Genomic DNA, 19,693 nt, shown 5'->3' with positions numbered 1-19,693 from the left:
AAGCGGCGAATCATAGGGCACGCATTCGATCGGGCGCGCCGGGATCGATCGCGCTGCGCGGCGCGGCAGGGTGCGCGGGACAGGCTTCGCCTGCTTTACCTGCTTGACCTGCTTGACGGATTTGTAGCTTGGGCTGTCGGTCACCGGCCGCTCGGCCACGTGGACCGCGCCGCCAGCCACCAGCGCACCGCCCGCGGCAGTGGCCGACAATTTGGCTAGAGCAGACTTGACCGACATCGCTTCACATCCCTCTGTGGCCGGATCGCGGAAGCTCGCCCCCCGCTGTGATCCATCCCCGTGGCCGGGCCGAATCCATACCCATCGGGGCATATCGGCGCGGCCTATAATCGCACATTGCCGGAGAATGTAAATTTTTCCCGGAATTGCGAGCCTTGGTTGGGCCGCGTCCCGAAACGGGACCATCATGCATGGCTATGGTTAAGCCGCTTTTACGCCTGGTCGTCGAACATGTCGGATTGCGGTCGCGAGGGGGGCGCCAGACCGAGGTGGGACCAGCCGCCATCGTTGAGCATGCGACCCCTAGCGGTGCGGGCAATCAGACCGAGCTGGATAAGATAGGGTTCGATCACCTCCTCTACCGTGTCGCGCGGTTCGGACAGGCCTGCGGCAAGGGTTTCGACGCCCACCGGTCCGCCCTTGTAGGTGGTCGCGATCATGGTGAGATAGCGCCTGTCCATCGCGTCGAGACCAAGCGAGTCGACCTCGAGCCGGGTCAGCGCCTCGTCTGCGACTCTGGAGGTAACAAGCGCCTCTCCCAGCACACTCGCGAAATCGCGCACGCGGCGCATCAGGCGTCCGGCGACACGCGGCGTGCCGCGCGAACGGCGGGCGATCTCACGCGCTCCGCCCTCGTCGATCCCCATCCCGAGCAGACCTGCACCGCGCGTGACGACCTTGAGCAGCTCGTCCTCGGTGTAGAAATTGAGCCGCACCGGAATCCCGAACCGGTCGCGCAGGGGCGTGGTCAGCAGCCCCTGCCGCGTGGTCGCGCCGACCAGCGTGAAGGGCGGCAGGTCGATCCGCACGCTGCGCGCACTTGGCCCTTCGCCGATGATGATATCGAGCGCGCGGTCCTCCATCGCCGGATACAGCACTTCCTCGACCACCGGATTAAGCCTGTGGATTTCGTCGATGAACAGCACGTCATTGGGCTCGAGATTGGTGAGCAGTGCGGCAAGATCGCCCGCCTTGGCGATCACCGGCCCGCTGGTGGCGCGGAAACCGACGCCCAGTTCCTTCGAGACGATCTGCGCCAGCGTGGTCTTGCCGAGGCCGGGAGGCCCGAAGAAGAGCACGTGGTCCATCGCCTCGCCGCGGTTCTTCGCCGCCTCGATAAACACCCACAAATTCTCGCGCGCCGCCTTCTGCCCGACGAACTCGGCAAGCGATTTCGGCCGCAGCGTGGCGTCAGGGTCTTCCGGCTGCCGGTCTGGAGAATGAAGAGGGACGGGTTCGGTCATATCAAAACGGGTTCACCGTGTAGCCGCGTTGCTGCAGCAAGGCGTGGGCGGTCATGGCGGATAAGGCCATCTCAACGCCGGGCAACAAATCCTCGTGGTTGATGCCATACGCCGCGGCGCTCTGGCCGCAGACGATAAAGCGCACGCCGCTCTCGAGCATCGCCCGCACCATGTCGGCGGAGGCATTGTCGGGGCTCGCCAGCAAGTCGTTCACCGCCTTGCCGTGCACCACCACCGCGAGGCGGATATTGTCCTCCGGCACGCCGGCAGCGACATGCATGTTGACGAACCGCGCCGCGCTTTCGAAGCCGCGGTTGCGCCTGCCCTCTTCAGCGGGCGTGGCGACGTCGAAAGCGACTGCAAACTCGGTATCTGCTGGAACCGCTCCGATCCCCTGCACCGGCGCGTGCGGGCCGAAATCAGTGAATACAGGTCCCGTCTTGAAGTCGCTCATGTCCTGCGCGGACGCCACGCTCGCCAGAAATGCAGCTACTGCCGCCGTAATCGCGTATCGCGTAAGTGTCACCTTCATCCCGCTGCCCTTTTCAATGCGACGCGAATAAGGTCGCCCTCGCTTGCACCTTCGCCCAGTTCGCCCTGTGCAGCCGCCACTGCGCGCGCGGCGACGGCGGGCTTGAAGCCGAGGTTTTCGAGCGCGCTCACCGCATCGGCGCTTGCCGCGCCCGCTGGAGCCAGCGCGGCGTCCGTGCCTGCCATGCCACCACCCGGCAGAGCGCCGGCCTTGTCCTTAAGCTCGTTGACGATCCGCCCCGCCAGTTTCGGCCCGACTCCGTTCGCCCGGGCGACCATGGCCGCATCGCCCTTGGCGCAGGCCTGCTGCACCTCTCCGGTCGACAGCGCGGAGAGGATCGCCAGCGCGACCTTGCTGCCCACGCCCTGCACCTGCGTCAGCAGCCGGAACCAGTCGCGCTCGGCGGCCTCGGCAAAGCCCAGCAGGCGCATGTCGTTCTCGGACATCTGCAAGTCGGTGTAGACCGTACAGCCCTCTCCAACCTCGCCCAGCGCGGCGAGGGTCTTGGTGGAACAATGGACCAGATAGCCAACGCCCGCGACGTCGATCACCGCCCAGTCCGCACCGGTCTCGTCGAGCAGGCCCTTCAGCTTCGCAATCATCCGTCTCTTTCTGCGCTACCGCTACGCTGCATGAGCGCGATCTTCTTTCTGCGCTACCGTTACGCTGTATGAGCGCCTTTTGTTCTTGGGCCACAAGACAAGATTGGTCCAGCGGCAATGGACTTGCGCCCACAATTGCGGGCATGAGGCTTTCATGAGCTGGAACACATTCGGACGGACCTTCCGCTTCACCACATGGGGCGAGAGCCACGGCCCCGCGATCGGCGCGGTGGTCGACGGGTGCCCGCCGGGGATCGAACTTTCGGAAGGCGACATCCAGCCCTTCCTCGATGCGCGCAAGCCCGGGCAGAACAAGTTCACCACCCAACGCAAGGAAGCTGATCTCGTGCGGATCCTGTCGGGCGTGTTCGAGGGCAAGACAACGGGCACGCCGATCAGCCTGCTGATCGAGAATACCGACCAGCGATCCAAGGATTATTCCGAGATCGCCAACACTTATCGCCCCGGCCATGCCGATTATGCCTATGACGCGAAATACGGCTTTCGCGACTATCGCGGCGGCGGGAGGTCGAGCGCGAGGGAGACCGCGATGCGCGTCGCGGCGGGCGCGGTGGCGCGGCTCGCGATCCCCGAAGTGCGGATTACGGCCTATGTCGCCGAGATCGGCGGCGATGCCATCGACCCGGAGAATTTCGATCCCGAGGCGATTGGCGAGAACCCCTTCTGGTGTCCCGATCGCGAGGCGGCCAAACGCTGGGAAATCCTGGTCGACGAAGCACGGCGCGCGGGCTCGTCGCTCGGCGCGGTGGTCGAATGCATGGCGAGCGGCGTGCCGACCGGATGGGGCGCGCCGGTCTATGCGAAACTCGATAGCGACCTTGCGGCGGGGATGATGAGCATCAATGCGGTCAAGGGCGTCGAGATCGGCGACGGCTTCGGTGCCGCCCGCCTGACGGGCGAGGAGAATGCCGACCCCATGCGGCCCGGTGACGGCACTCCGCAGTTCGAGGCCAACCATGCCGGCGGCATCGCGGGTGGAATTTCCACCGGGCAGCCGGTGGTGTGCCGCGTGGCCTTCAAGCCGACGAGTTCGATCCTGACGCCGGTCGAAAGTGTGGATCGCGAAGGCAATGCCACAGAAGTCCGCACCAAGGGCCGGCACGATCCCTGCGTGGGCATTCGCGGAACGCCGGTCGTGGAGGCGATGATGGCGCTGGTGCTGGCGGATCACAAGCTTCTCCACCGGGCGCAATGCGGGTGAAAACCCGCGGTTTTCCGCGAATTTCGGAACATCGGGCCCCTCTCATCCCTTGGTAGGGCATGAGGGAACGCCAGCACGAAGACACCGCCGACCATTCGCTACCGACGCGCCGCGAAAGGCTGCGTGCGTTCGCGACGCTCAAATCCCAGCGGCAGGTCCTGATCGCCGGGGTCGCCATCCTCGGCGCTGCGGCGCTGATGCTGGGCGGAGCGTTATGGCAGCAGGACCGAACACCCGATCTGGTCAAGCTCGGCAAGGGCGTCGCCAGCGTCGATGCGCAACCGGTCGCCGCTCTCGATCCGCTGGCGACAGTGCCATCGGTCACAACACGCCCCGACCCGACGCCTTCCGCCTCGGAAAGCCCCGTCGGCAGCGGAGATGCGAGCTATTATGGCAAGGAACTGGCCGGCAATCGCACTGCGAGCGGCGAGATCTTCGATCCCTCGCGCCTGACCGCCGCGCACCGGACCCTGCCGCTCGGCAGCGAGGTCCGGGTCACGAACCCGAAGAACGGGCGAAGCGTCATCGTGAAAATCAATGATCGCGGCCCGTACCACGGCAATTGCGTGATCGACCTCTCGACGGCGGCGGCTTATGCGATTGGTCTTATCCGCTCGGGGACCGGCCGGGTCAGCCTTGCCTTGCTGATGGACTAGCTAGCGGTTTCGGATAAGGCCGCAGACTAGATAGGACTTGCCAAATCGGTGGCGGCCATGTTGCGGCTGCGCACAATGACCTCGCTCCTGAAATCGCGTCCAGCCCTGTGGTTTATCCTCGCGCTACCCGGCGTCTGGATGAGCTGGCGCTGGATCGCCACGCCCGACACCTATGGCTATGGCCACGCGATCGCCGATAGCGGCGACTGGGCTGCGTGGCTGTTGCTGGTGACATTGGCAGTCACGCCGATCCGGCTCGCGTTTCGCAAGCGAAAGTGGGCTGTCTGGCTGATGCGGCGGAGGCGAGACCTGGGCGTGGCGAGTTTCGGCTATGCCGCTTTCCACACCGGTATCTATTTTTGGAAAAAGGCATCTCTTTCCGCTGTGCTGGCGGAAGCGGGCGAAACTTATCTGCTCACCGGCTGGCTGGCCTTCGCGCTGTTTGTGCCGCTCGCAGCGACATCGAACGATATCGCGACGAGGGCACTCAAGCGGTCATGGAAGAGGCTGCACCGCCTGGTGTATCCAGCGGCGGTGCTGGTCTTCCTGCACTGGGTCCTGTCCGCCTTCGATCCGACCACGGCATGGATACATGTGGGCATCCTCGTGGTGATCGAAGGCGTCAGGATCGTGCTGCAAATGCGTCAGAGAGTGACGTAGTTGCGGAACCGGGCGACTTCCGTCTCGTCGACATACTTGCCGATCTCGCGGTCGAATTCCGCCATATCCTCGTAGGGACGGTATTCCTCGAATTCGTGGACCATCTTGTCGGTCATGCCCGGGATAAGACGAATCTGCTCCTCGGTCGCCTCGTTCAGATTGACCGGGACGAACACCCGCTCGCGCACGGCGGCGGCCTCGTCTTCCGACAGGGTTTCCATGAGCACGGCATTGAAGGCCGTGACATCGGCATAGGGCTGGCCCGCGACGATCGCTGCCGCAAGCTCCTGCGAGATGCCGTCGATCCCGGCCAGCTGTTCGGCAGTTGCCGTACCTGCATCGATGACGCCTGCGGTTTCGGTCGCCTCGACCGTCTCGGCTTCGGCACCGGTCGCGGTGTCGTCGGTGGTCACCACCTCTTCGGTTTCGCCCGAGCAGGCGGAAAGGGCAAAGATGCTGCCTGTAAGGGCGGCGGCGAACGCAAGTTTACGCATATCGAATCCTTCTTATTGCGATGAATTCGCATTATCAGGACATTCCGGGCAGGGCTAAGGGTTTCTCGCGGAAAGTTTGGGGAAGACCCATCAGTTGCACTCTGTGCAACGAAACGCAGCCTCGGTTGCACTTTGTAAAAGTTCCATTGTTTTGATCGATTATTCCGATGCTCGCAATCGCATCATATCGCTTTTGTGCATCGCAACACACCCTATCTGGCACCCACGAGTTTCAACCCGAACAACGGAGACAACCCATGGGTATCATCGGAAGCCAGATCAAACCGTTCAACGCCACCGCATTTCAGGCCGGCAAGGACTTTTTCGAAGTCAGCGACGAGGACGTGAAGGGCAAGTGGGCCGTATTCTTCTTCTATCCGGCCGACTTCACCTTTGTCTGCCCGACTGAGCTGGAAGATCTTGGCGAGCAGTACAACATGCTCCAGAAGATGGACGTCGAAGTCTATGCCGTGTCGACCGACACGCATTTCAGCCACAAGGCGTGGCACGACACTTCCGACAAGATCGGCAAGCTGAACTTCCCGTTCCTGGGTGACCAGAACCACGTTCTCGCCCGCAATTTCGATGTGCTGCGCGAAGGCGTCGGCCTCGCCGACCGTGCGACGTTCGTGGTCGATCCCGACGGCGTGATCCAGATCATGGAACAGACCTGCGAAGGCGTCGGCCGCAATGCCAATGAACTCGCCCGCAAGATCAAGGCCGCGCAGTATGTTCGCGCGAACCCCGGCCAGGTCTGCCCGGCAGCGTGGGAAGAAGGCAGCGACACGCTGGCCCCCTCGCTCGACCTTGTCGGCAAGATCTAAGCCTGACGATCGATACGCGCCTCGTACCTCCTAGGCGAGCGCGACAAGAGCCCGAGCCAGAACTCGGGTCGCTGGAAGGCCCGGGGCCCCTCCCCCCTCCCCCAAGCCCCGGGCCTTTTGCCTTCCCCCCCTTTCAGCGGAGACCGCCATGCTCGACGATGCGATGAAGCAGCAACTCAAGACCTATCTCGCCAATCTGCGCGAGCCGGTGGAACTGGTCGCAACGCTCGGCGATGACGAAAAATCGCGCCAGACGCGTGACCTTCTGGAAGAGATCGCCGCCCTGCACGATGACGTTTCGGCAAGCTTCGACGGCACGGACGACCGAGCCCCCAGCTTCGTGATCCGTCGCGCCAGCGATGCCGAGAAATGGGTGCGTTTCGCGGGCCTGCCGATGGGGCACGAATTTACTTCGCTGGTGCTCGCGCTGCTTTGGGCCGGCGGTCATCCGCCCAAGGTCGATGCCGACCTGATCGAACAGGTGCGGGGCCTTGAAGGCGATTTTCAGTTCGAGATGTATTTCTCGCTCAGCTGCCACAATTGCCCCGACGTGGTGCAGGCGCTGACGCTGATGGCGCTCGAAAATCCGCGCATAACCGTCACGCTGATCGAGGGGGGCACCTATCAGGACGAAATCGACGCGCGCGACGTGATGGCCGTGCCCGCGACATTCCTGAACGGCGAGCCCTTTTACAACGGCAAGATGGAACTGGCGGAGATCCTCGCACGGATCGACACCGGGGCCGACGCCAAGGCGGCCGAGAAGCTGGATGCGAAAGAACCGTTCGAGGTGCTCGTCGTCGGCGGCGGCCCGGCTGGCGCTGCAACCGCGATATACACTGCGCGCAAGGGTTTTCGCACCGGCATCGCGGCGGAGCGCTTCGGCGGACAGCTGCACGATACGCTCGGCATCGAGAACCTGCCCGGCACTGCTTACACCGAAGGGCCGAAGCTGGCGGGCGAGCTGGAGCGTCACGTCGGGGAATACGATATCGACCTGATGAACCTCGCGAGGGCAGTCAGGCTGGTCCCGGCACAGGACAAAGGCGGTCTGCACACCGTCGAACTCGGCAATGGCGCAAGCCTCAAGGCCCGCAGCCTTATCCTTGCGACGGGCGCACGCTGGCGCAATCTGGGCGTGCCGGGCGAGGCCGAGTACCGCAACAAGGGCGTGGCGTATTGCCCGCATTGCGATGGCCCGCTGTTCAAGGGCAAGCGCATCGCGGTGATCGGTGGCGGCAATTCCGGCGTCGAGGCGGCCATCGACCTCGCCAAGATCGTCGGTCACGTGACGCTGATCGAATATGACGACAAGCTGCGCGCCGACGAGGTGTTGCAGGCCAAGCTCCGCAGTCTTGGCAACGTCGAGATCGTGACCAATGGGCAGACGACCGAAATCACGGGCGAGAATGGCAAGGTAAATGGCCTTGTTCTCAAGGACCGCGCATCGGGCGACGAACGGCGGATCCCGCTGGAAGGCGTTTTCGTCCAGATTGGCCTCGTCCCCAATACCGAATGGCTACGGGACTCGGGTCTCGAGCTGACCGAGTTCGGGGAAATCGCGACCGATGAGGAGGGCCGCACCAACCTGCCCGGTATCTTTGGTGCAGGCGACGTCACCGATGTGCCCTACAAGCAGATCGTGGTGGCCATGGGAGATGGCTCGAAAGCCGGATTGTCGGCCTTCGACTACCTCATTCGCACCGAGCCGGCGGACGACCTCGCGCAGGCTGCCTGACGCCATTGCGAAGCTTCGGCAAACGCGCCGTCGGCCCTTGGGGTCGGCGGCGCTTTTCGCATGTGGTGCACGGCTCGCCGATAAATCGCATTAACCAATCAATTATAACCGTTTAATCGATTGGACGAATGAGCGTCGGGATTGCAATCTGATCGGGTTACCGGGACTTACCCCCGAGTCTCACGAGAGGAGAGAGATTTCATGGACGCAAAAACAGGTGAAATGAGCGGTTGCCCTTTCCATGGCGATGCCGGCACCCGGGCGTTGTTCGGCCGCCGCAACCGCGACTGGTGGCCCGACCAGCTCGACCTGGAAATCCTGACCGAAGGCGGTCGCGCTGCCGACCCGATGGGCGAGGATTTCGATTATTGCGAAGCTTTCAACGCGCTCGATTACAAGGCGCTCAAGGACGATCTGACCGCCCTGATGACCGACAGCCAGGAATGGTGGCCGGCGGATTACGGCCATTACGGCCCGTTCTTCATCCGCATGGCATGGCACGCAGCGGGCACCTATCGCACCGGCGACGGCCGCGGTGGAGGCGGCAGCGGCCAGCAGCGCTTCGCCCCGCTCAATAGCTGGCCGGACAACGGCAACCTCGACAAGGCCCGCCGCCTGCTGTGGCCGATCAAGCAGAAATACGGAAAGCACATCAGCTGGGCCGACCTGTTCATCCTGACCGGCAATGTCGCGATCGAGAGCATGGGCGGCCCCGTGTTCGGCTTCGGCGGCGGCCGCAAGGACGTGTTCGATCCGGAAACCGTCTATTGGGGCACGGAAGAAAAGTGGGTGGACACCGGCGCTGAAACCCGGATCCAGCCGCAGGAAGGCATGGCGCTCGAGAACCCGCTCGCAGCGATCCAGATGGGCCTCATCTACGTCAATCCCGAAGGCCCGGGCGGCGATCCGCATGATGCCGAGGGCATGGCCCGCGACATGCGCGAGACCTTCGCCCGCATGGCGATGAACGACGAAGAGACCGTCGCTCTCACCGCGGGCGGCCACGCATTCGGCAAGTGCCATGGCGCCGCGCCGTCGGACACTTTCAGCAGCGCGCCCGAGGGCGAAAACCTGCACCGCATGGGCTTTGGCTGGCTGACCGATCCGGAAGAGATCGCCGAGGGTCACATCACGACATCGGGAATCGAAGGGCCATGGACGCCCAACCCGACCCAGTGGGGCAACGACTATTTCCGCTTGCTGTTCAAATATGACTACGAGCTCACCAAAAGCCCGGCGGGTGCATATCAGTGGACGCCGATCGACCCGGAAGAGGCCGACATGGCACCCGACGCGCGGGACCCCAGCAAGAAGGTCCCGACCATCATGACCACCGCCGACATGGCGCTGAAGCGCGATCCGGAATATCGCAAGATTTCCGAGCGTTTCCGCGACGATCAGGCGGCGCTCGACGATGCCTTCGCCCGTGCCTGGTTCAAGCTGTGCCACCGCGACATGGGCCCCAAGGTCCGTTACCTCGGCCCCGAAGTGCCCGAAGAAGACCTGATCTGGCAGGACCCCGTGCCCGCCGGTACGCAGGTATCGGACGGCGATGTCACGGCCTTCAAGTCGAAGGTGCTCGAAAGCGGGCTATCGGTGGCCGAGCTGGTCAAGGCGGCTTGGGCCTCGGCCTCGACCTATCGCAATTCCGACCATCGCGGCGGCGCCAATGGCGCGCACATCCGCTTCGATGAAATCCGCAACTGGGCGGTCAACGATCCCGAGGAGCTCGGTAAGGTCCTGAACAAGCTCGACGAGCTTCGCGGCGGCATTTCGATGGCCGACGCGATCGTCATCGCCGGTTCGGCGGCGGTCGAGAAGGCGGCGAAGGATGCCGGCTTCGATATCTCCGTGCCCGTCACGACCGGTCGCGGCGATGCGAAGCCCGAGCATTTCGATGCCGAAAGCTGGGAGCCGCTGGAGCCCTTTGCCGATGGATTCCGCAACTACCTCAAGACCAAGGCTTCGGTGAAGACCGAGGACATGCTGATCGACCGGGCGCACCTGCTCGGTCTGTCGATCCCGGAAATGACCGTGCTGGTCGGCGGGATGCGCGCGATGGGGGCGGTCAGCCACCACGCCCAGCATGGCGACAGGATCGGCGTGCTGACGGAAACCCCCGGCAAGCTCGACAACAGCTTCTTCGTGAATCTGCTCCACATGGGCACGGTTTGGGAAGTTGTGGACGAGAGCGGCGATGAGGAATTCGTTGGCAAGTGCCGCCTGAAGGGCGAGGAGAAGTGGCGGGCCACCCGTACCGATCTCGTCTTCGGCTCCAACTCGCGGCTCCGCGCCGTGGCCGAAGTCTACGCTGAAAACGGCAATGAGGAGAAGTTCGTGAAGGACTTCGTCAAGGCTTGGACGAAGGTGATGGACGCCGACCGCTTCGACCTCACCTATGCGAAATACCACACGTAAGGGCGCGACAACCCTTCGGGACTGCAAGAAGCCCTCGATCTCGCGATCGGGGGCTTTTTGCTGCGAAAGTGGGGGAACGCCACCTCGCCTGACCCGTATCGTCAGCACCAACATCCCCCTGAAAAAGGCGCACGCTATGGCTCACGACAGGACACCCCCCACAACCACCGACGCCGGGATCCGCGTCCAGAGCGACGAGCATTCGCTGACCGTGGGCCGTGACGGGCCGATCGTGCTCAACGATCACTACCTCATCGAGCAGATGGCGAACTTCAATCGGGAGCGCATTCCGGAGCGGCAGCCGCACGCCAAGGGCTCCGGGGCGTTCGGCTATTTCGAGACCACGCACGATGTCTCGCAATACACGAAGGCAAAGCTGTTCCAGAAAGGCGTGAAGACCGATACCGCCATGCGCTTCAGCACTGTAGCCGGCGAACGCGGCAGCCCCGACACCTGGCGCGACCCGCGCGGCTTTTCGGTCAAGTTCTATACCGAGGACGGCAATTTCGACATGGTCGGCAACAATACGCCGATCTTCTTCATCCGCGATCCGCTGAAATTCCAGCACTTCATCCGCAGCCAGAAGCGCCGTGCCGACAACGGCCTGCGCGATCACGACATGATGTGGGATTTCTGGACGCTGAGCCCCGAAAGCGCGCACCAGGTCACGTACCTGATGGGCGATCGCGGCGTGCCGAAGAACTGGCGCGAGATGAACGGCTACGGCAGCCACACCTATATGCTGATCAACGAAGTCGGCGAGAAGTTCTGGGTCAAGTTCCACTTCATGACCGATGTCGGCGAAATGAGCGGCAACGCCCATCTGACGCAGGACGAAGCGGTCAAGAAAGCAGGCGAAGACAGCGACTATCACCGCCGCGACCTGTTCAATGCGATCCACGAGGGCAACTACCCCAGCTGGACGCTGAAATGGCAGATCATGCCCTATGAGGATGCGAAAACTTATCGCATCAACCCTTTCGACCTCACCAAGACCTGGCCGCACAGCGATTACCCGCTGATCGAGGTCGGCAAGCTAGTGCTGAACGAAAACCCGGTCGACTGGGACACGCAGATCGAACAGCTCGCTTTCGAGCCGAACAACATGGTCCCGGGCATCGGCCTCAGCCCCGACAAGATGCTGCTCGCCCGCGGCTTCTCCTATGCCGATGCACACCGCCATCGTCTTGGCGTCAATTACAAGCAGATCCCGGTCAACGCGCCGAAGAATGCCGACCAGGTCAATTCCTATTCGCGTGCCGGTGCTATGCGGACGCAGAATGCGGTCGACCCGGTCTATGCGCCCAATTCCTATGGCGGGCCGACGGCGCAACCCGAAGTCGGCGGAGAAGCGACGTGGATGGCCGATGGCGACATGGTGCGGCAGGCCTACACCCTGCGCGAGGATGACGACGACTGGAGCCAGGCGCGCGCGCTCGTCAACGATGTGATGGACGATGCGCAGCGCGATCGCTTCGTCTCCAACGTCTCCGGACACCTCGCCGACGGTGTGAGCGAGAAGGTGCTGCAGCGAGCGTTCGAATATTGGAAGAACGTCGACGAGACGATCGGCCAGCGGATCGAGGACAAGGTTCGCGACATGATCGGCGGCAAATCCACCGCCCCCGGCCTCGGCTCTGCCAAATCGACTACCGACGAGGCGACTGTCGGTCCGATGGCCGTATCAGAGAAAGCGCGCGAGCCGCAGGCCGAAACGGCCGAATAGCTGGACAGAGCTTTACGGCAAGTTATGGGGCGGCGATGGACCAACTGTCATCGCCCCTTGCACGTCCGGCCGCCACGATCATCGCGGTCGCTGCGCTCGGTGCGCTGGCGCTGCAGACCACGCTCAATCTCGAGCGCGACGGATCGCCGGTGGTAAGCGCCGGACTGCTGCTGCGCTTCTTCACCATCTGGGGTAATCTGGCGGCCGGGCTGGTCATGGCGTGGATCGCGCTCGGGCGACGCGTAGCGCCGGAAATCGTCCATGCGCTGGCTACGGCGCTGGCAATCGTCGGGCTGGTCTACTGGCTGCTGCTGGCGGGGATGCACCATCCGGAGGGACTGGACCGGATCACCAACCAGTTCCACCACACGCTGGTCCCGCTAGTGACGATCGTGTGGTGGCTCGCATTCGGCCAGCGCAGCGCCAAGGCCATGCACTCTGTTGGCGTGGTGATGATCGCACCGGTCGCCTATGCCGTGTTCGCCCTCGCCTATGGCGCGGCAAGCGGCTTCTACGCCTATTTCTTCCTCGATGCGGGACAACTCGGGTGGGCCCAGCTGGCGATCAATATTGGTGGGCTCGCCATGCTTTTCGCACTGGTCGGTGCCCTGTTGCTGGGCGTCAAACGAGCGATCAACGCTCGCGTTTGAGAACGATGTAGAGCGCCCCGTCGCCGCCGTGGCGTTGGTGTGCGCGGCGGACGGCAGCGATGGCGGTGTGGTGGCTGGATGCGGCCAGCCAGTCGAGCACCTTGGCGCGAATGACGCCGCGAGAAGCACCGCGATCCGCTGCCGCGACCGGGCGGGACTTTCCCGTGACGAGCAGGATGGTGCGCATACCCAGTGCGCGCGCCTGTGCCACGCCGCCCATCAGCCGGTCGTAGGCCGCATCGAGATTGTGGCCATGCAGGTCCAGCGTCAGATCGGGCTGGATCGCCCCGGACTTGAGGCGCCGGTCCCAGTGCGAATCGAGATTGCCCGGCGGTGCGGGCTTCGGCTGAACGCTCGGTGGCACTGTTACAGGGCGCGCAGGCTGCTTTTTGCGAAGTTTCGGCTGTTTCGGCGGTGGAGGCTTCGCCGGTTCAGGCTTGGACCTCGCGATGGCCGGATGCAGCGGCGTGACCGTGGCTGCCAGAGCCTCCCACGCTGCGCTTTCTTCCTCGCTCAGGCCGCGCGGCGCGCTCACCGACCTTGCAGGCGGGCGACCGTGCCGCGTGGCAGCAGGACGAGCGCATTGCCGCGCCCGCTCATACCGCCAGCAATGCGGCGAGCGTCCGGGCCATTGCCCCAGAAGGTGTCGAAGCGGTTGGCGCCCTTGATCGCACCGCCGGTATCCTGCGCGATCCACAGGCCGTCGGCCTCGTTCCGATCGAGATCGAGGAAGACCGGCGCGCCCAATGGCACGAAGTTCGGATCCACCGCGACCGAGGATTGACCGCGCACCGGCACTTCTAGCGCGCCGAGGGGCCCGTCGGTGTCCAGCTCGCGGAAGAAGATCCAGCTCTTGTTGAGATTCATCAGCGCTTCGCCCTCTGCGGGGTTCTCGCGGATGTATTGCATGATGCCCTGCATCGAACCGGCGTATTTGCCGGGGCCTTCGCCTAGCAGGCCGCGCTCGCGCATGACGCCGCCGATGCCGACATATTCGCGACCGTTCTGGCCGGCATAGCCGATCCGCATCAGCGATCCGTTGGGCAGGCGCAGCAGGCCGGAGCCTTGGATTTGCAGGAAGAAGAATTCGACCGGATCGGCGGCCCAGGCGATTTCCAGCCCGCGATTGGCGAGAGCACCCGCCACGATTTCCGAGCGTTCGTAGAAGGGCACGAACTTGCCGCTGGCGTCGTAGCGGCCGAGTGGCGGGCGGCCGGTCCGCTCGCTCTCCGGCATGTCATCTGGCCAGGCGCGCTCCAGCTCCGGCGGCATCTTGTAGACCGGCACGTCGTATCCCGGCGCGCGGGTCCGGCTGCCGCGAATCTCCGGTTCGAAGTAACCGGTCGCGAAGGCCGCACCGTCGCCGATACGGGCGGGCTCGAAATAGCTGGTGAAGAACCGCTTCGCATCGCCGATCGGCCAATTGGCCGCTGCTTCGCATGCAGGTCGCCAGTCTTCGCGCTGCGTCAGGCCGCTCTGGTCGGTCCGTGCCAGCAGCTTGGGGCAGGATTCGCGGAACGAGGCGAGCGCGCCGCCCGCATCGCTATCGCCGAAACCGAGCCCGGCCAGATCCGGGCCCCGCTGCACGTCGGCAAGCGCCGCGCTGGTCACGCCGCTGGGCGGGACCGGGGCAGGCCTGACATCGGGAGATGAAGATGGCACGACATTGACGCATGCGCCCAGCAAGGCCGTCGCCGCGAGCAAGATCCAGCCGCGCATCACCCCTCCCCGCACTATTGCCTGTTCAGGCCTGATCGGTTTCGTCGAGTATCCAGTTGGGATCGCGGGCATCCACATTCCGCGAGAAGGTCCAGATATCGCGGCTTTCGATCGCATCGTCTAGCGAACCGGCGATGACATTGCCGTCCTTGTCGCGGGTAACCGCCGCAATGTCGGCCACGAACAGCACCGCGATGCGCGCGACCCGCCCGTCGAGCTCGGCGCTACGAACGGTGGCATCCTCGATGCGGATGAGGCGATTGTCGAGCGTCTCGCCAGCTTCCTCGCGCGCGTCGATCGCGCCGGCGAAGCTTTCATAGACGTCATCGTCGGTCAGTTCGCGCAAAGTATCCTTGTCGCCCTTCCAGAAGGCTTCGAGGATCATGCCATAGGCACCCTTGGCCCCTTCGAGGAAATTCAGGAGGTCGAAATTCGAGTCGGCCGTGGCGATGGCGCGCACGCCAGCCTCGTTCGCAGGCACGCGATTGTCGCTCGGGCGCAGCGTGACCGGCTGGGCCATCGGGCGCGGCGCCTCCACCTCGCGCGCATCGTTCTGCGCGTCGGTGCGATCGAACCTGTGCGGGATGACTTCCTCTTCATGCTCCGACCGGCGGCCGAGCACGGAATAGAGCCGCAATCCCAGAAAGGCCGCGATCATGGCGAGAATGACGATTTCGGTTATCACAATATGCTTGTCCGCTTGACCCTGGAAATGTCGGAAACGCGTATATCGCGTTCCTGCCCTAGATAGGTAAGAATTTCAAACCGACAATGTTCCGCCGCCAGTCCGGACGGGATTGTTCGCGCACGGAAGCGCGCTCGACGTGCGCATTGCCCAGCCCCGCGCCACCTGCTAGGCGCGCGGCGTAATCCACGCGGGGTGCGAAGGCAGCCTGCCTGAACCATCGAATCGAAGCGAAAGACCCTGATTATGGCCAACGAAGGCGACGTTCTCACCGACCTCAATCCAGATCCCGCCGCCGGCGCGAACGGAGCAGACAACCAGCCCGCCGTCGGGCTGATTTCGCAATATGTGAAGGACCTTTCGGTCGAGAACCCCAACGCGCCCGACTGTTTCCAGTGGAACGAGCAGCCGCAGCTCGACGTGCAGTTCAACATCGGTGCCGAACCCGCGGGCGACGAAGTGCACGAAGTTACGCTGAAGGTCACAGCGACTGCCAAGGCGAGCAAGGGCAATCTCTATCTCGTCGACCTCGAATATTGCGGCCTCGTGGGCATTCGCAACCTTCCCGACGAGCATGCCCATGCCTTCATGTTCGCAGAGGCGCCGCGCCTGCTGTTCCCCTTCGCCCGTCGCGTCATCGCCGATGCCGTGCGCGATGCCGGCTTCCCGCCGCTGGTGCTCGATCCGATCGATTTCGGCGGCATCTACCAGCAGCAGCTGGCACAGCGGGCGCAGCAGCAGGGCGAAGGTGCACCGGCCCCGACCGGCGAAGCCTGAGGCCCTGCGGTCTGACCGGGGGGCTCTGACATGAGCCTGCTCAAGAATGTCGGGACGATCGGCGGGCTGACCCTGGTCAGCCGCGTCGCAGGCATGGCGCGCGAGATGATCTTCGCGCGCGTCCTCGGCGCAAATGCCGTCACCGATGCGTGGTTCCAGGCCTTCATCATCCCCAACGTCTTCCGCCGCCTGTTCGCGGAAGGCGCGTTTTCGGCAGCTTTCGTACCGATGTTCTCCAAGCGATTGCATGGAGAGGGAGGCTTGGAGGACGCCCGCAGTTTCTCCGACGACGTGCTGAGCGTGTTCCTGCCGGTGCTGATCGCCCTGTGCGCCGTCATGATGCTGGCCATGCCGCTCGTGATCATGGCACTGGGCGACGGGGATTCGACGCCCGCCAACTTCGCGATGGAAGTCGATTTCGCGCGGATCATGTTCCCCTATATCCTGCTGGTCAGCCTGGTGACGCTGTTCACCGGCATGCTGAATTCGGTCAGCCGCTTCGCGCCGGGGGCCAGCTTCCCGATCATCCTCAACCTGGTGCTGATCGCGGCGCTGCTGTTCGGCGAATATGCGATGAGCGCATGGGGCTGGAGCGTGCGGCAGGTCGGCTACAGCCAGGCCTGGGCGGTCACGATCGGCGGTGCGATCCAGCTGGCCTGGCTCTATTACTGGACCCGGGTGGAGGGGTTTCGCCCAAAACTGCTGTGGCCGCGCATCACCCCGGAGGTGAAGCGGTTGTCGATCATCGCCCTGCCCGCGGCGATCGGCGGCGGGGCATACCAGATCAACACTCTCGTGCAGCTCTACTTTCTCAACCAGCTCGACAGCGGTTCGATCAGCTACATGAATTATGCCGACCGGCTGAACCAGCTGCCGCTGGGCATCATCGGTATTGCGCTGTCCACCGCCATCCTGCCGACCCTGTCGAAATTCGTCGGCGCGAAGAACAAAGAAGGGACCGATCGGGTCCAGTCGGACGCCATCGAGCTGTCGATGCTGCTGACCATTCCGGCGGCGGTGGCGCTGGCGATCTGTGCCGTGCCCTTCGTGACGATGATCTTCCAGGGCGGCCGATTCAGCCTGGACCAGGCGGAACTGACCGGACAGGTGCTCGCCGCCCTCGTGCTGGGCCTTCCCGCCTATGTGCTGGTCAAGGTGCTGGTGCCGAATTTCTATGCCCGGTCGGATACACGAACGCCCGTGTACGCAGCCTTCATCTCGCTGGCCGTGTTCGTCGCCATGAACATCGTGCTGATTGCCGATTACGGCGTCGTCGGCGTGGCATTCGCCAGCGTCGTCGGGGCGTGGATCAATGTCGCCTATCTCTACATCGTGCTGGTCAGGCGCGACTATTACACCATCCCGCTGAAGCTGGTCGGCCGCATTGCGCGCCAGCTTGTCGCAGCCGCCGCCATGGGCGCGGCCTTGTGGTTCGCGCGCGATTTGCTAACCGGCTGGTATTCTGCCGGCCTGTTCGAGCGGATCGGCGCCTTGCTGGTGCTCGTCGCCTGTTCGGCCGTGGTTTATTTCGGCGTGGCCTTTGCGATCGGCGCCATCGACAGACAGCGCATTGCCGCTTTGACCAAGAAGAGAGAACCCTGAATTCATGCGTGTAGTGTCCGGCATCCAGCCCACCGGAAAGCCGCATCTCGGCAATTACCTTGGCGCTATCGTCAATTACGTGAAGCTGCAGGACGAAGCGCATGCCGCAGGCGGGGAATGCTTCATCTTCCTGGCCGACCTGCATGCCATCTCGCAGCCGCATGATCCGGCCGAACTGACGCAGAACACGCGCGAAATGGTGGCGACACTGGTCGCCTGCGGGGTCGATCCTGCGAAAACCGTATTGTTCAACCAGGCGCAGGTTCCGGCCCATGCCGAACTGCAATGGCTTCTGACCGGCACCGCGCGCATGGGTTGGCTCAATCGGATGACGCAGTGGAAGGACAAGGCCGGCAAAAACCGCGAGGGCCAATCGGTCGCGCTGTTCGCCTATCCGGTACTGCAGGCCGCCGACGTGCTGCTCTACCAGGCAACGCGTGTCCCGGTGGGCGAGGACCAGAAGCAGCATCTCGAGCTGGCGCGCGACATCGCGCAGAAGTTCAACAACGATTTCTGCGCCGAAGACGCCCCGCTCTTCACCCTGCCCGAACCCTATATCCCGCCCACAGCGGCGCGGATCATGAGCCTGCGTGACGGGACGGCGAAGATGAGCAAGTCCGATCCATCGGACATGAGCCGCATTAACCTGACCGACGATGCCGACACGATCATGAAGAAGATCAAGAAGGCCAAGACCGACCCCGAGCCCCTGCCCGACACCGAGAAGGAACTGGAGGGCCGGGCCGAGGCGCAGAATTTGGTCGGCATCTATGGCGCGCTGGCCGGCAGGAGCGTCGCAGACGTGCTGGGCCAATTCGGCGGACAGGGGTTCGGCGCGTTCAAGCCGGCACTTGGCGAGTTGCTGGTCGATACACTGGCCCCGATCAATGCGCGTTTCCGCGAGTTGAAGGACGACCAGGAGGCACTCGACGCTATCCTCGCCCGCGGGGCCTCCCAGGCCCGCGAAGCCGGGAGCGCGACGCTGAGCGGAGCCTATCGCGCGCTTGGCCTCGTGCGCTAAGCCCTTCGCATATTGCAACAATTGTGAGGTCCGGCATTCAAACCGGGTTCATTGTCGTTGGTCTACAAATCGGCACATTCGCTGACAGAACGCCTTGGGGAAGCGGCGGGCTGCGCTTGACTGCATTATCGTATATGATGCGCATTCGCTCGAAAGGGACTGAGCATGACTGACCGAAAGACAGGTTTGGGGCGCACTCTCAAGCTCGCCTCCGTACCGATTCTCCTCGTAAGCCTCGCGGCTTGCGCCACACCGTTCAAGGCGGATGTTTCGCGCTTCCAGACGCAGCTGCCCGCGCCGCAGGGCGAGAGCTTTTATGTCGTGGCCGACGATCCGGCGCTGGCCGGCGGCCTCGAATTCGCGCAATATGCCGATTTCGTCGAAGCGCAGATGCAGCGCCTTGGCTATGCCGAAGCGCCCTCCGCAGAAGCAGCCACTCTGCTGGTTCGCTTCGATTACGGCGTCGATAACGGGCGCGAGCGTGTCCGCACGGTCGGGTTCTCCGATCCATTCTACGATCCGTGGTACAGCTTCCACCGGCCGTTCTATTCGCCGCGTTATCGCGGCCGCGCCGGCTTCTACCGCCCGCGTTATTTCGGCTCGCGCTGGGGCTACGGCTTCTACGATCCGTGGTTCGGCGGCCCCGATGTGCGCAGCTACACGGTCTATACCAGCGGCATCGACATGAAGATCGACCGCGCCGCGACCGGCGAACGCCTGTTCGAGGGCAAGGCACAAGCCATGTCGACCTCCAACCGGCTGCAATATCTCGTGCCGAACCTGGTCGAGGCGATGTTTACCGACTTCCCGGGCAATTCGGGCGAGACGCTCCGCATTTCGATCAAGCCCGAAGAAAAGGTCGTCCGCCGGATCGACTGACGCAATC

The 19,693-nt window shown here is 63.7% G+C and carries 19 protein-coding genes; 12 read left to right on the top strand and 7 right to left on the bottom strand.

Annotated elements, in window-relative coordinates; translation table 11 throughout:
- Nucleotides 1-449: 449 nt before the first annotated feature.
- From ruvB to ruvA, 3 genes are all read right to left on the bottom strand, one after another.
- A complete protein-coding gene (ruvB, locus tag P8Q88_RS00615) occupies nt 450-1,481 on the bottom strand; it encodes a Holliday junction branch migration DNA helicase RuvB (protein WP_278321901.1) in 1,032 nt (343 codons plus the stop codon).
- Nucleotide 1,482: 1 nt separating this feature from the next.
- Nucleotides 1,483-1,935, bottom strand: a complete 453-nt coding sequence (locus P8Q88_RS00610; protein ID WP_278321900.1) for a DsrE family protein — start codon at nt 1,933-1,935, stop codon at nt 1,483-1,485.
- A gap of 74 nt (nt 1,936-2,009) precedes the next feature.
- The gene (ruvA, locus tag P8Q88_RS00605; RefSeq protein WP_278321899.1) at nt 2,010-2,615 is read right to left on the bottom strand and encodes a Holliday junction branch migration protein RuvA; all 606 of its coding nucleotides are present in this window, start codon (nt 2,613-2,615) and stop codon (nt 2,010-2,012) included.
- A gap of 154 nt (nt 2,616-2,769) precedes the next feature.
- Here ruvA and aroC point away from each other — a divergent pair, with 154 nt between their 5' ends.
- The 3 genes from aroC (at nt 2,770) to P8Q88_RS00590 (ending at nt 5,153) form a co-directional block, all read left to right on the top strand.
- Nucleotides 2,770-3,837, top strand: coding sequence for a chorismate synthase (gene aroC / locus P8Q88_RS00600; protein WP_278321898.1), 1,068 nt, complete (start codon nt 2,770-2,772; stop codon nt 3,835-3,837).
- Nucleotides 3,838-3,896: 59 nt separating this feature from the next.
- Complete coding sequence (locus P8Q88_RS00595; protein ID WP_278321897.1) at nt 3,897-4,493, top strand: septal ring lytic transglycosylase RlpA family protein; 597 nt, start codon at nt 3,897-3,899, stop codon at nt 4,491-4,493.
- Between the two features lie 75 nt (nt 4,494-4,568).
- On the top strand, nt 4,569-5,153 hold the full coding sequence (locus P8Q88_RS00590; RefSeq protein WP_278321896.1) for a protein-methionine-sulfoxide reductase heme-binding subunit MsrQ: 585 nt from the start codon (nt 4,569-4,571) through the stop codon (nt 5,151-5,153).
- Here P8Q88_RS00590 and P8Q88_RS00585 read toward each other — a convergent pair.
- Entirely contained in the window at nt 5,138-5,647 is a 510-nt protein-coding gene (locus P8Q88_RS00585; RefSeq protein ID WP_278321895.1) for a helix-hairpin-helix domain-containing protein, read from the bottom strand. The genes P8Q88_RS00590 and P8Q88_RS00585 overlap by 16 nt on opposite strands.
- A 257-nt stretch (nt 5,648-5,904) precedes the next feature.
- On the opposite strand from P8Q88_RS00585, the gene ahpC reads away from it, so the two are divergent.
- The 5 genes from ahpC to P8Q88_RS00560 all read left to right on the top strand — a co-directional run bounded on the left by ahpC (nt 5,905) and on the right by P8Q88_RS00560 (nt 13,003).
- Entirely contained in the window at nt 5,905-6,471 is a 567-nt protein-coding gene (ahpC, locus tag P8Q88_RS00580) for an alkyl hydroperoxide reductase subunit C (RefSeq protein ID WP_278321894.1), read from the top strand.
- Between the two features lie 148 nt (nt 6,472-6,619).
- Nucleotides 6,620-8,209, top strand: coding sequence for an alkyl hydroperoxide reductase subunit F (ahpF, locus tag P8Q88_RS00575; protein WP_278321893.1), 1,590 nt, complete (start codon nt 6,620-6,622; stop codon nt 8,207-8,209).
- A gap of 201 nt (nt 8,210-8,410) precedes the next feature.
- On the top strand, nt 8,411-10,627 hold the full coding sequence (gene katG, locus P8Q88_RS00570) for a catalase/peroxidase HPI (RefSeq protein ID WP_278321892.1): 2,217 nt from the start codon (nt 8,411-8,413) through the stop codon (nt 10,625-10,627).
- A 136-nt stretch (nt 10,628-10,763) separates the two neighbouring features.
- Nucleotides 10,764-12,353: a catalase gene (locus tag P8Q88_RS00565; protein WP_278321891.1), complete on the top strand. Its 1,590-nt coding sequence runs from the start codon at nt 10,764-10,766 to the stop codon at nt 12,351-12,353.
- Nucleotides 12,354-12,388: 35 nt separating this feature from the next.
- Nucleotides 12,389-13,003, top strand: a complete 615-nt coding sequence (locus P8Q88_RS00560; protein WP_278321890.1) for a Pr6Pr family membrane protein — start codon at nt 12,389-12,391, stop codon at nt 13,001-13,003.
- Here P8Q88_RS00560 and P8Q88_RS00555 read toward each other — a convergent pair.
- The 3 genes from P8Q88_RS00555 to P8Q88_RS00545 are packed head-to-tail and all read right to left on the bottom strand — an operon-like array spanning nt 12,987 to nt 15,407.
- Nucleotides 12,987-13,538, bottom strand: a complete 552-nt coding sequence (locus P8Q88_RS00555; RefSeq protein ID WP_278321889.1) for a Smr/MutS family protein — start codon at nt 13,536-13,538, stop codon at nt 12,987-12,989. The two genes, P8Q88_RS00560 and P8Q88_RS00555, sit on opposite strands and share 17 nt — an antisense overlap.
- Nucleotides 13,535-14,722, bottom strand: coding sequence for a murein transglycosylase A (gene mltA, locus P8Q88_RS00550; RefSeq protein ID WP_278321888.1), 1,188 nt, complete (start codon nt 14,720-14,722; stop codon nt 13,535-13,537). The genes P8Q88_RS00555 and mltA overlap by 4 nt, the downstream gene beginning before the upstream one ends.
- Nucleotides 14,723-14,747: 25 nt before the next feature.
- Nucleotides 14,748-15,407 (bottom strand): Tim44/TimA family putative adaptor protein, encoded by a 660-nt coding sequence (locus P8Q88_RS00545; protein ID WP_278321887.1) that lies wholly within the window; start codon nt 15,405-15,407, stop codon nt 14,748-14,750.
- Between the two features lie 246 nt (nt 15,408-15,653).
- Between P8Q88_RS00545 and secB the strand changes: the two genes are divergently transcribed.
- From secB to P8Q88_RS00525, 4 genes are all read left to right on the top strand, one after another.
- A complete protein-coding gene (gene secB, locus P8Q88_RS00540) occupies nt 15,654-16,184 on the top strand; it encodes a protein-export chaperone SecB (protein WP_278321886.1) in 531 nt (176 codons plus the stop codon).
- A gap of 30 nt (nt 16,185-16,214) precedes the next feature.
- The gene (gene murJ / locus P8Q88_RS00535; protein WP_278321885.1) at nt 16,215-17,786 is read left to right on the top strand and encodes a murein biosynthesis integral membrane protein MurJ; all 1,572 of its coding nucleotides are present in this window, start codon (nt 16,215-16,217) and stop codon (nt 17,784-17,786) included.
- Between the two features lie 4 nt (nt 17,787-17,790).
- A complete protein-coding gene (trpS, locus tag P8Q88_RS00530; RefSeq protein ID WP_278321884.1) occupies nt 17,791-18,807 on the top strand; it encodes a tryptophan--tRNA ligase in 1,017 nt (338 codons plus the stop codon).
- A gap of 165 nt (nt 18,808-18,972) precedes the next feature.
- Complete coding sequence (locus P8Q88_RS00525) at nt 18,973-19,686, top strand: DUF4136 domain-containing protein (RefSeq protein WP_278321883.1); 714 nt, start codon at nt 18,973-18,975, stop codon at nt 19,684-19,686.
- The last annotated feature ends 7 nt before the right edge of the window (nt 19,687-19,693 follow it).

Origin of the sequence: Qipengyuania marincola, from assembly GCF_029688625.1 — a bacterium.
Taxonomy (GTDB): Bacteria; Pseudomonadota; Alphaproteobacteria; order Sphingomonadales; family Sphingomonadaceae; genus Qipengyuania.
The sequence above is the reverse complement of the archived record's forward strand: the minus strand, read 5'-3'. Positions and strand labels throughout refer to the sequence as shown.

Bases quoted from the DNA above. Each gene is read 5' to 3' on its own strand.
- ahpF (WP_278321893.1), top strand. From the start codon at position 6,620: ATGCTCGACGATGCGATGAAGCAGCAACTCAAGACCTATCTCGCCAAT.
- P8Q88_RS00610 (WP_278321900.1), bottom strand. From the start codon at position 1,935: ATGAGCGACTTCAAGACGGGACCTGTATTCACTGATTTCGGCCCGCAC.
- katG (WP_278321892.1), top strand. From the start codon at position 8,411: ATGGACGCAAAAACAGGTGAAATGAGCGGTTGCCCTTTCCATGGCGAT.
- secB (WP_278321886.1), top strand. From the start codon at position 15,654: ATGGCCAACGAAGGCGACGTTCTCACCGACCTCAATCCAGATCCCGCC.
- ahpC (WP_278321894.1), top strand. From the start codon at position 5,905: ATGGGTATCATCGGAAGCCAGATCAAACCGTTCAACGCCACCGCATTT.
- ruvA (WP_278321899.1), bottom strand. From the start codon at position 2,615: ATGATTGCGAAGCTGAAGGGCCTGCTCGACGAGACCGGTGCGGACTGG.
- ruvB (WP_278321901.1), bottom strand. From the start codon at position 1,481: ATGACCGAACCCGTCCCTCTTCATTCTCCAGACCGGCAGCCGGAAGAC.
- P8Q88_RS00560 (WP_278321890.1), top strand. From the start codon at position 12,389: ATGGACCAACTGTCATCGCCCCTTGCACGTCCGGCCGCCACGATCATC.
- P8Q88_RS00525 (WP_278321883.1), top strand. From the start codon at position 18,973: ATGACTGACCGAAAGACAGGTTTGGGGCGCACTCTCAAGCTCGCCTCC.
- aroC (WP_278321898.1), top strand. From the start codon at position 2,770: ATGAGCTGGAACACATTCGGACGGACCTTCCGCTTCACCACATGGGGC.
- P8Q88_RS00565 (WP_278321891.1), top strand. From the start codon at position 10,764: ATGGCTCACGACAGGACACCCCCCACAACCACCGACGCCGGGATCCGC.
- mltA (WP_278321888.1), bottom strand. From the start codon at position 14,722: ATGCGCGGCTGGATCTTGCTCGCGGCGACGGCCTTGCTGGGCGCATGC.
- P8Q88_RS00590 (WP_278321896.1), top strand. From the start codon at position 4,569: ATGACCTCGCTCCTGAAATCGCGTCCAGCCCTGTGGTTTATCCTCGCG.
- murJ (WP_278321885.1), top strand. From the start codon at position 16,215: ATGAGCCTGCTCAAGAATGTCGGGACGATCGGCGGGCTGACCCTGGTC.
- P8Q88_RS00595 (WP_278321897.1), top strand. From the start codon at position 3,897: ATGAGGGAACGCCAGCACGAAGACACCGCCGACCATTCGCTACCGACG.
- trpS (WP_278321884.1), top strand. From the start codon at position 17,791: ATGCGTGTAGTGTCCGGCATCCAGCCCACCGGAAAGCCGCATCTCGGC.
- P8Q88_RS00585 (WP_278321895.1), bottom strand. From the start codon at position 5,647: ATGCGTAAACTTGCGTTCGCCGCCGCCCTTACAGGCAGCATCTTTGCC.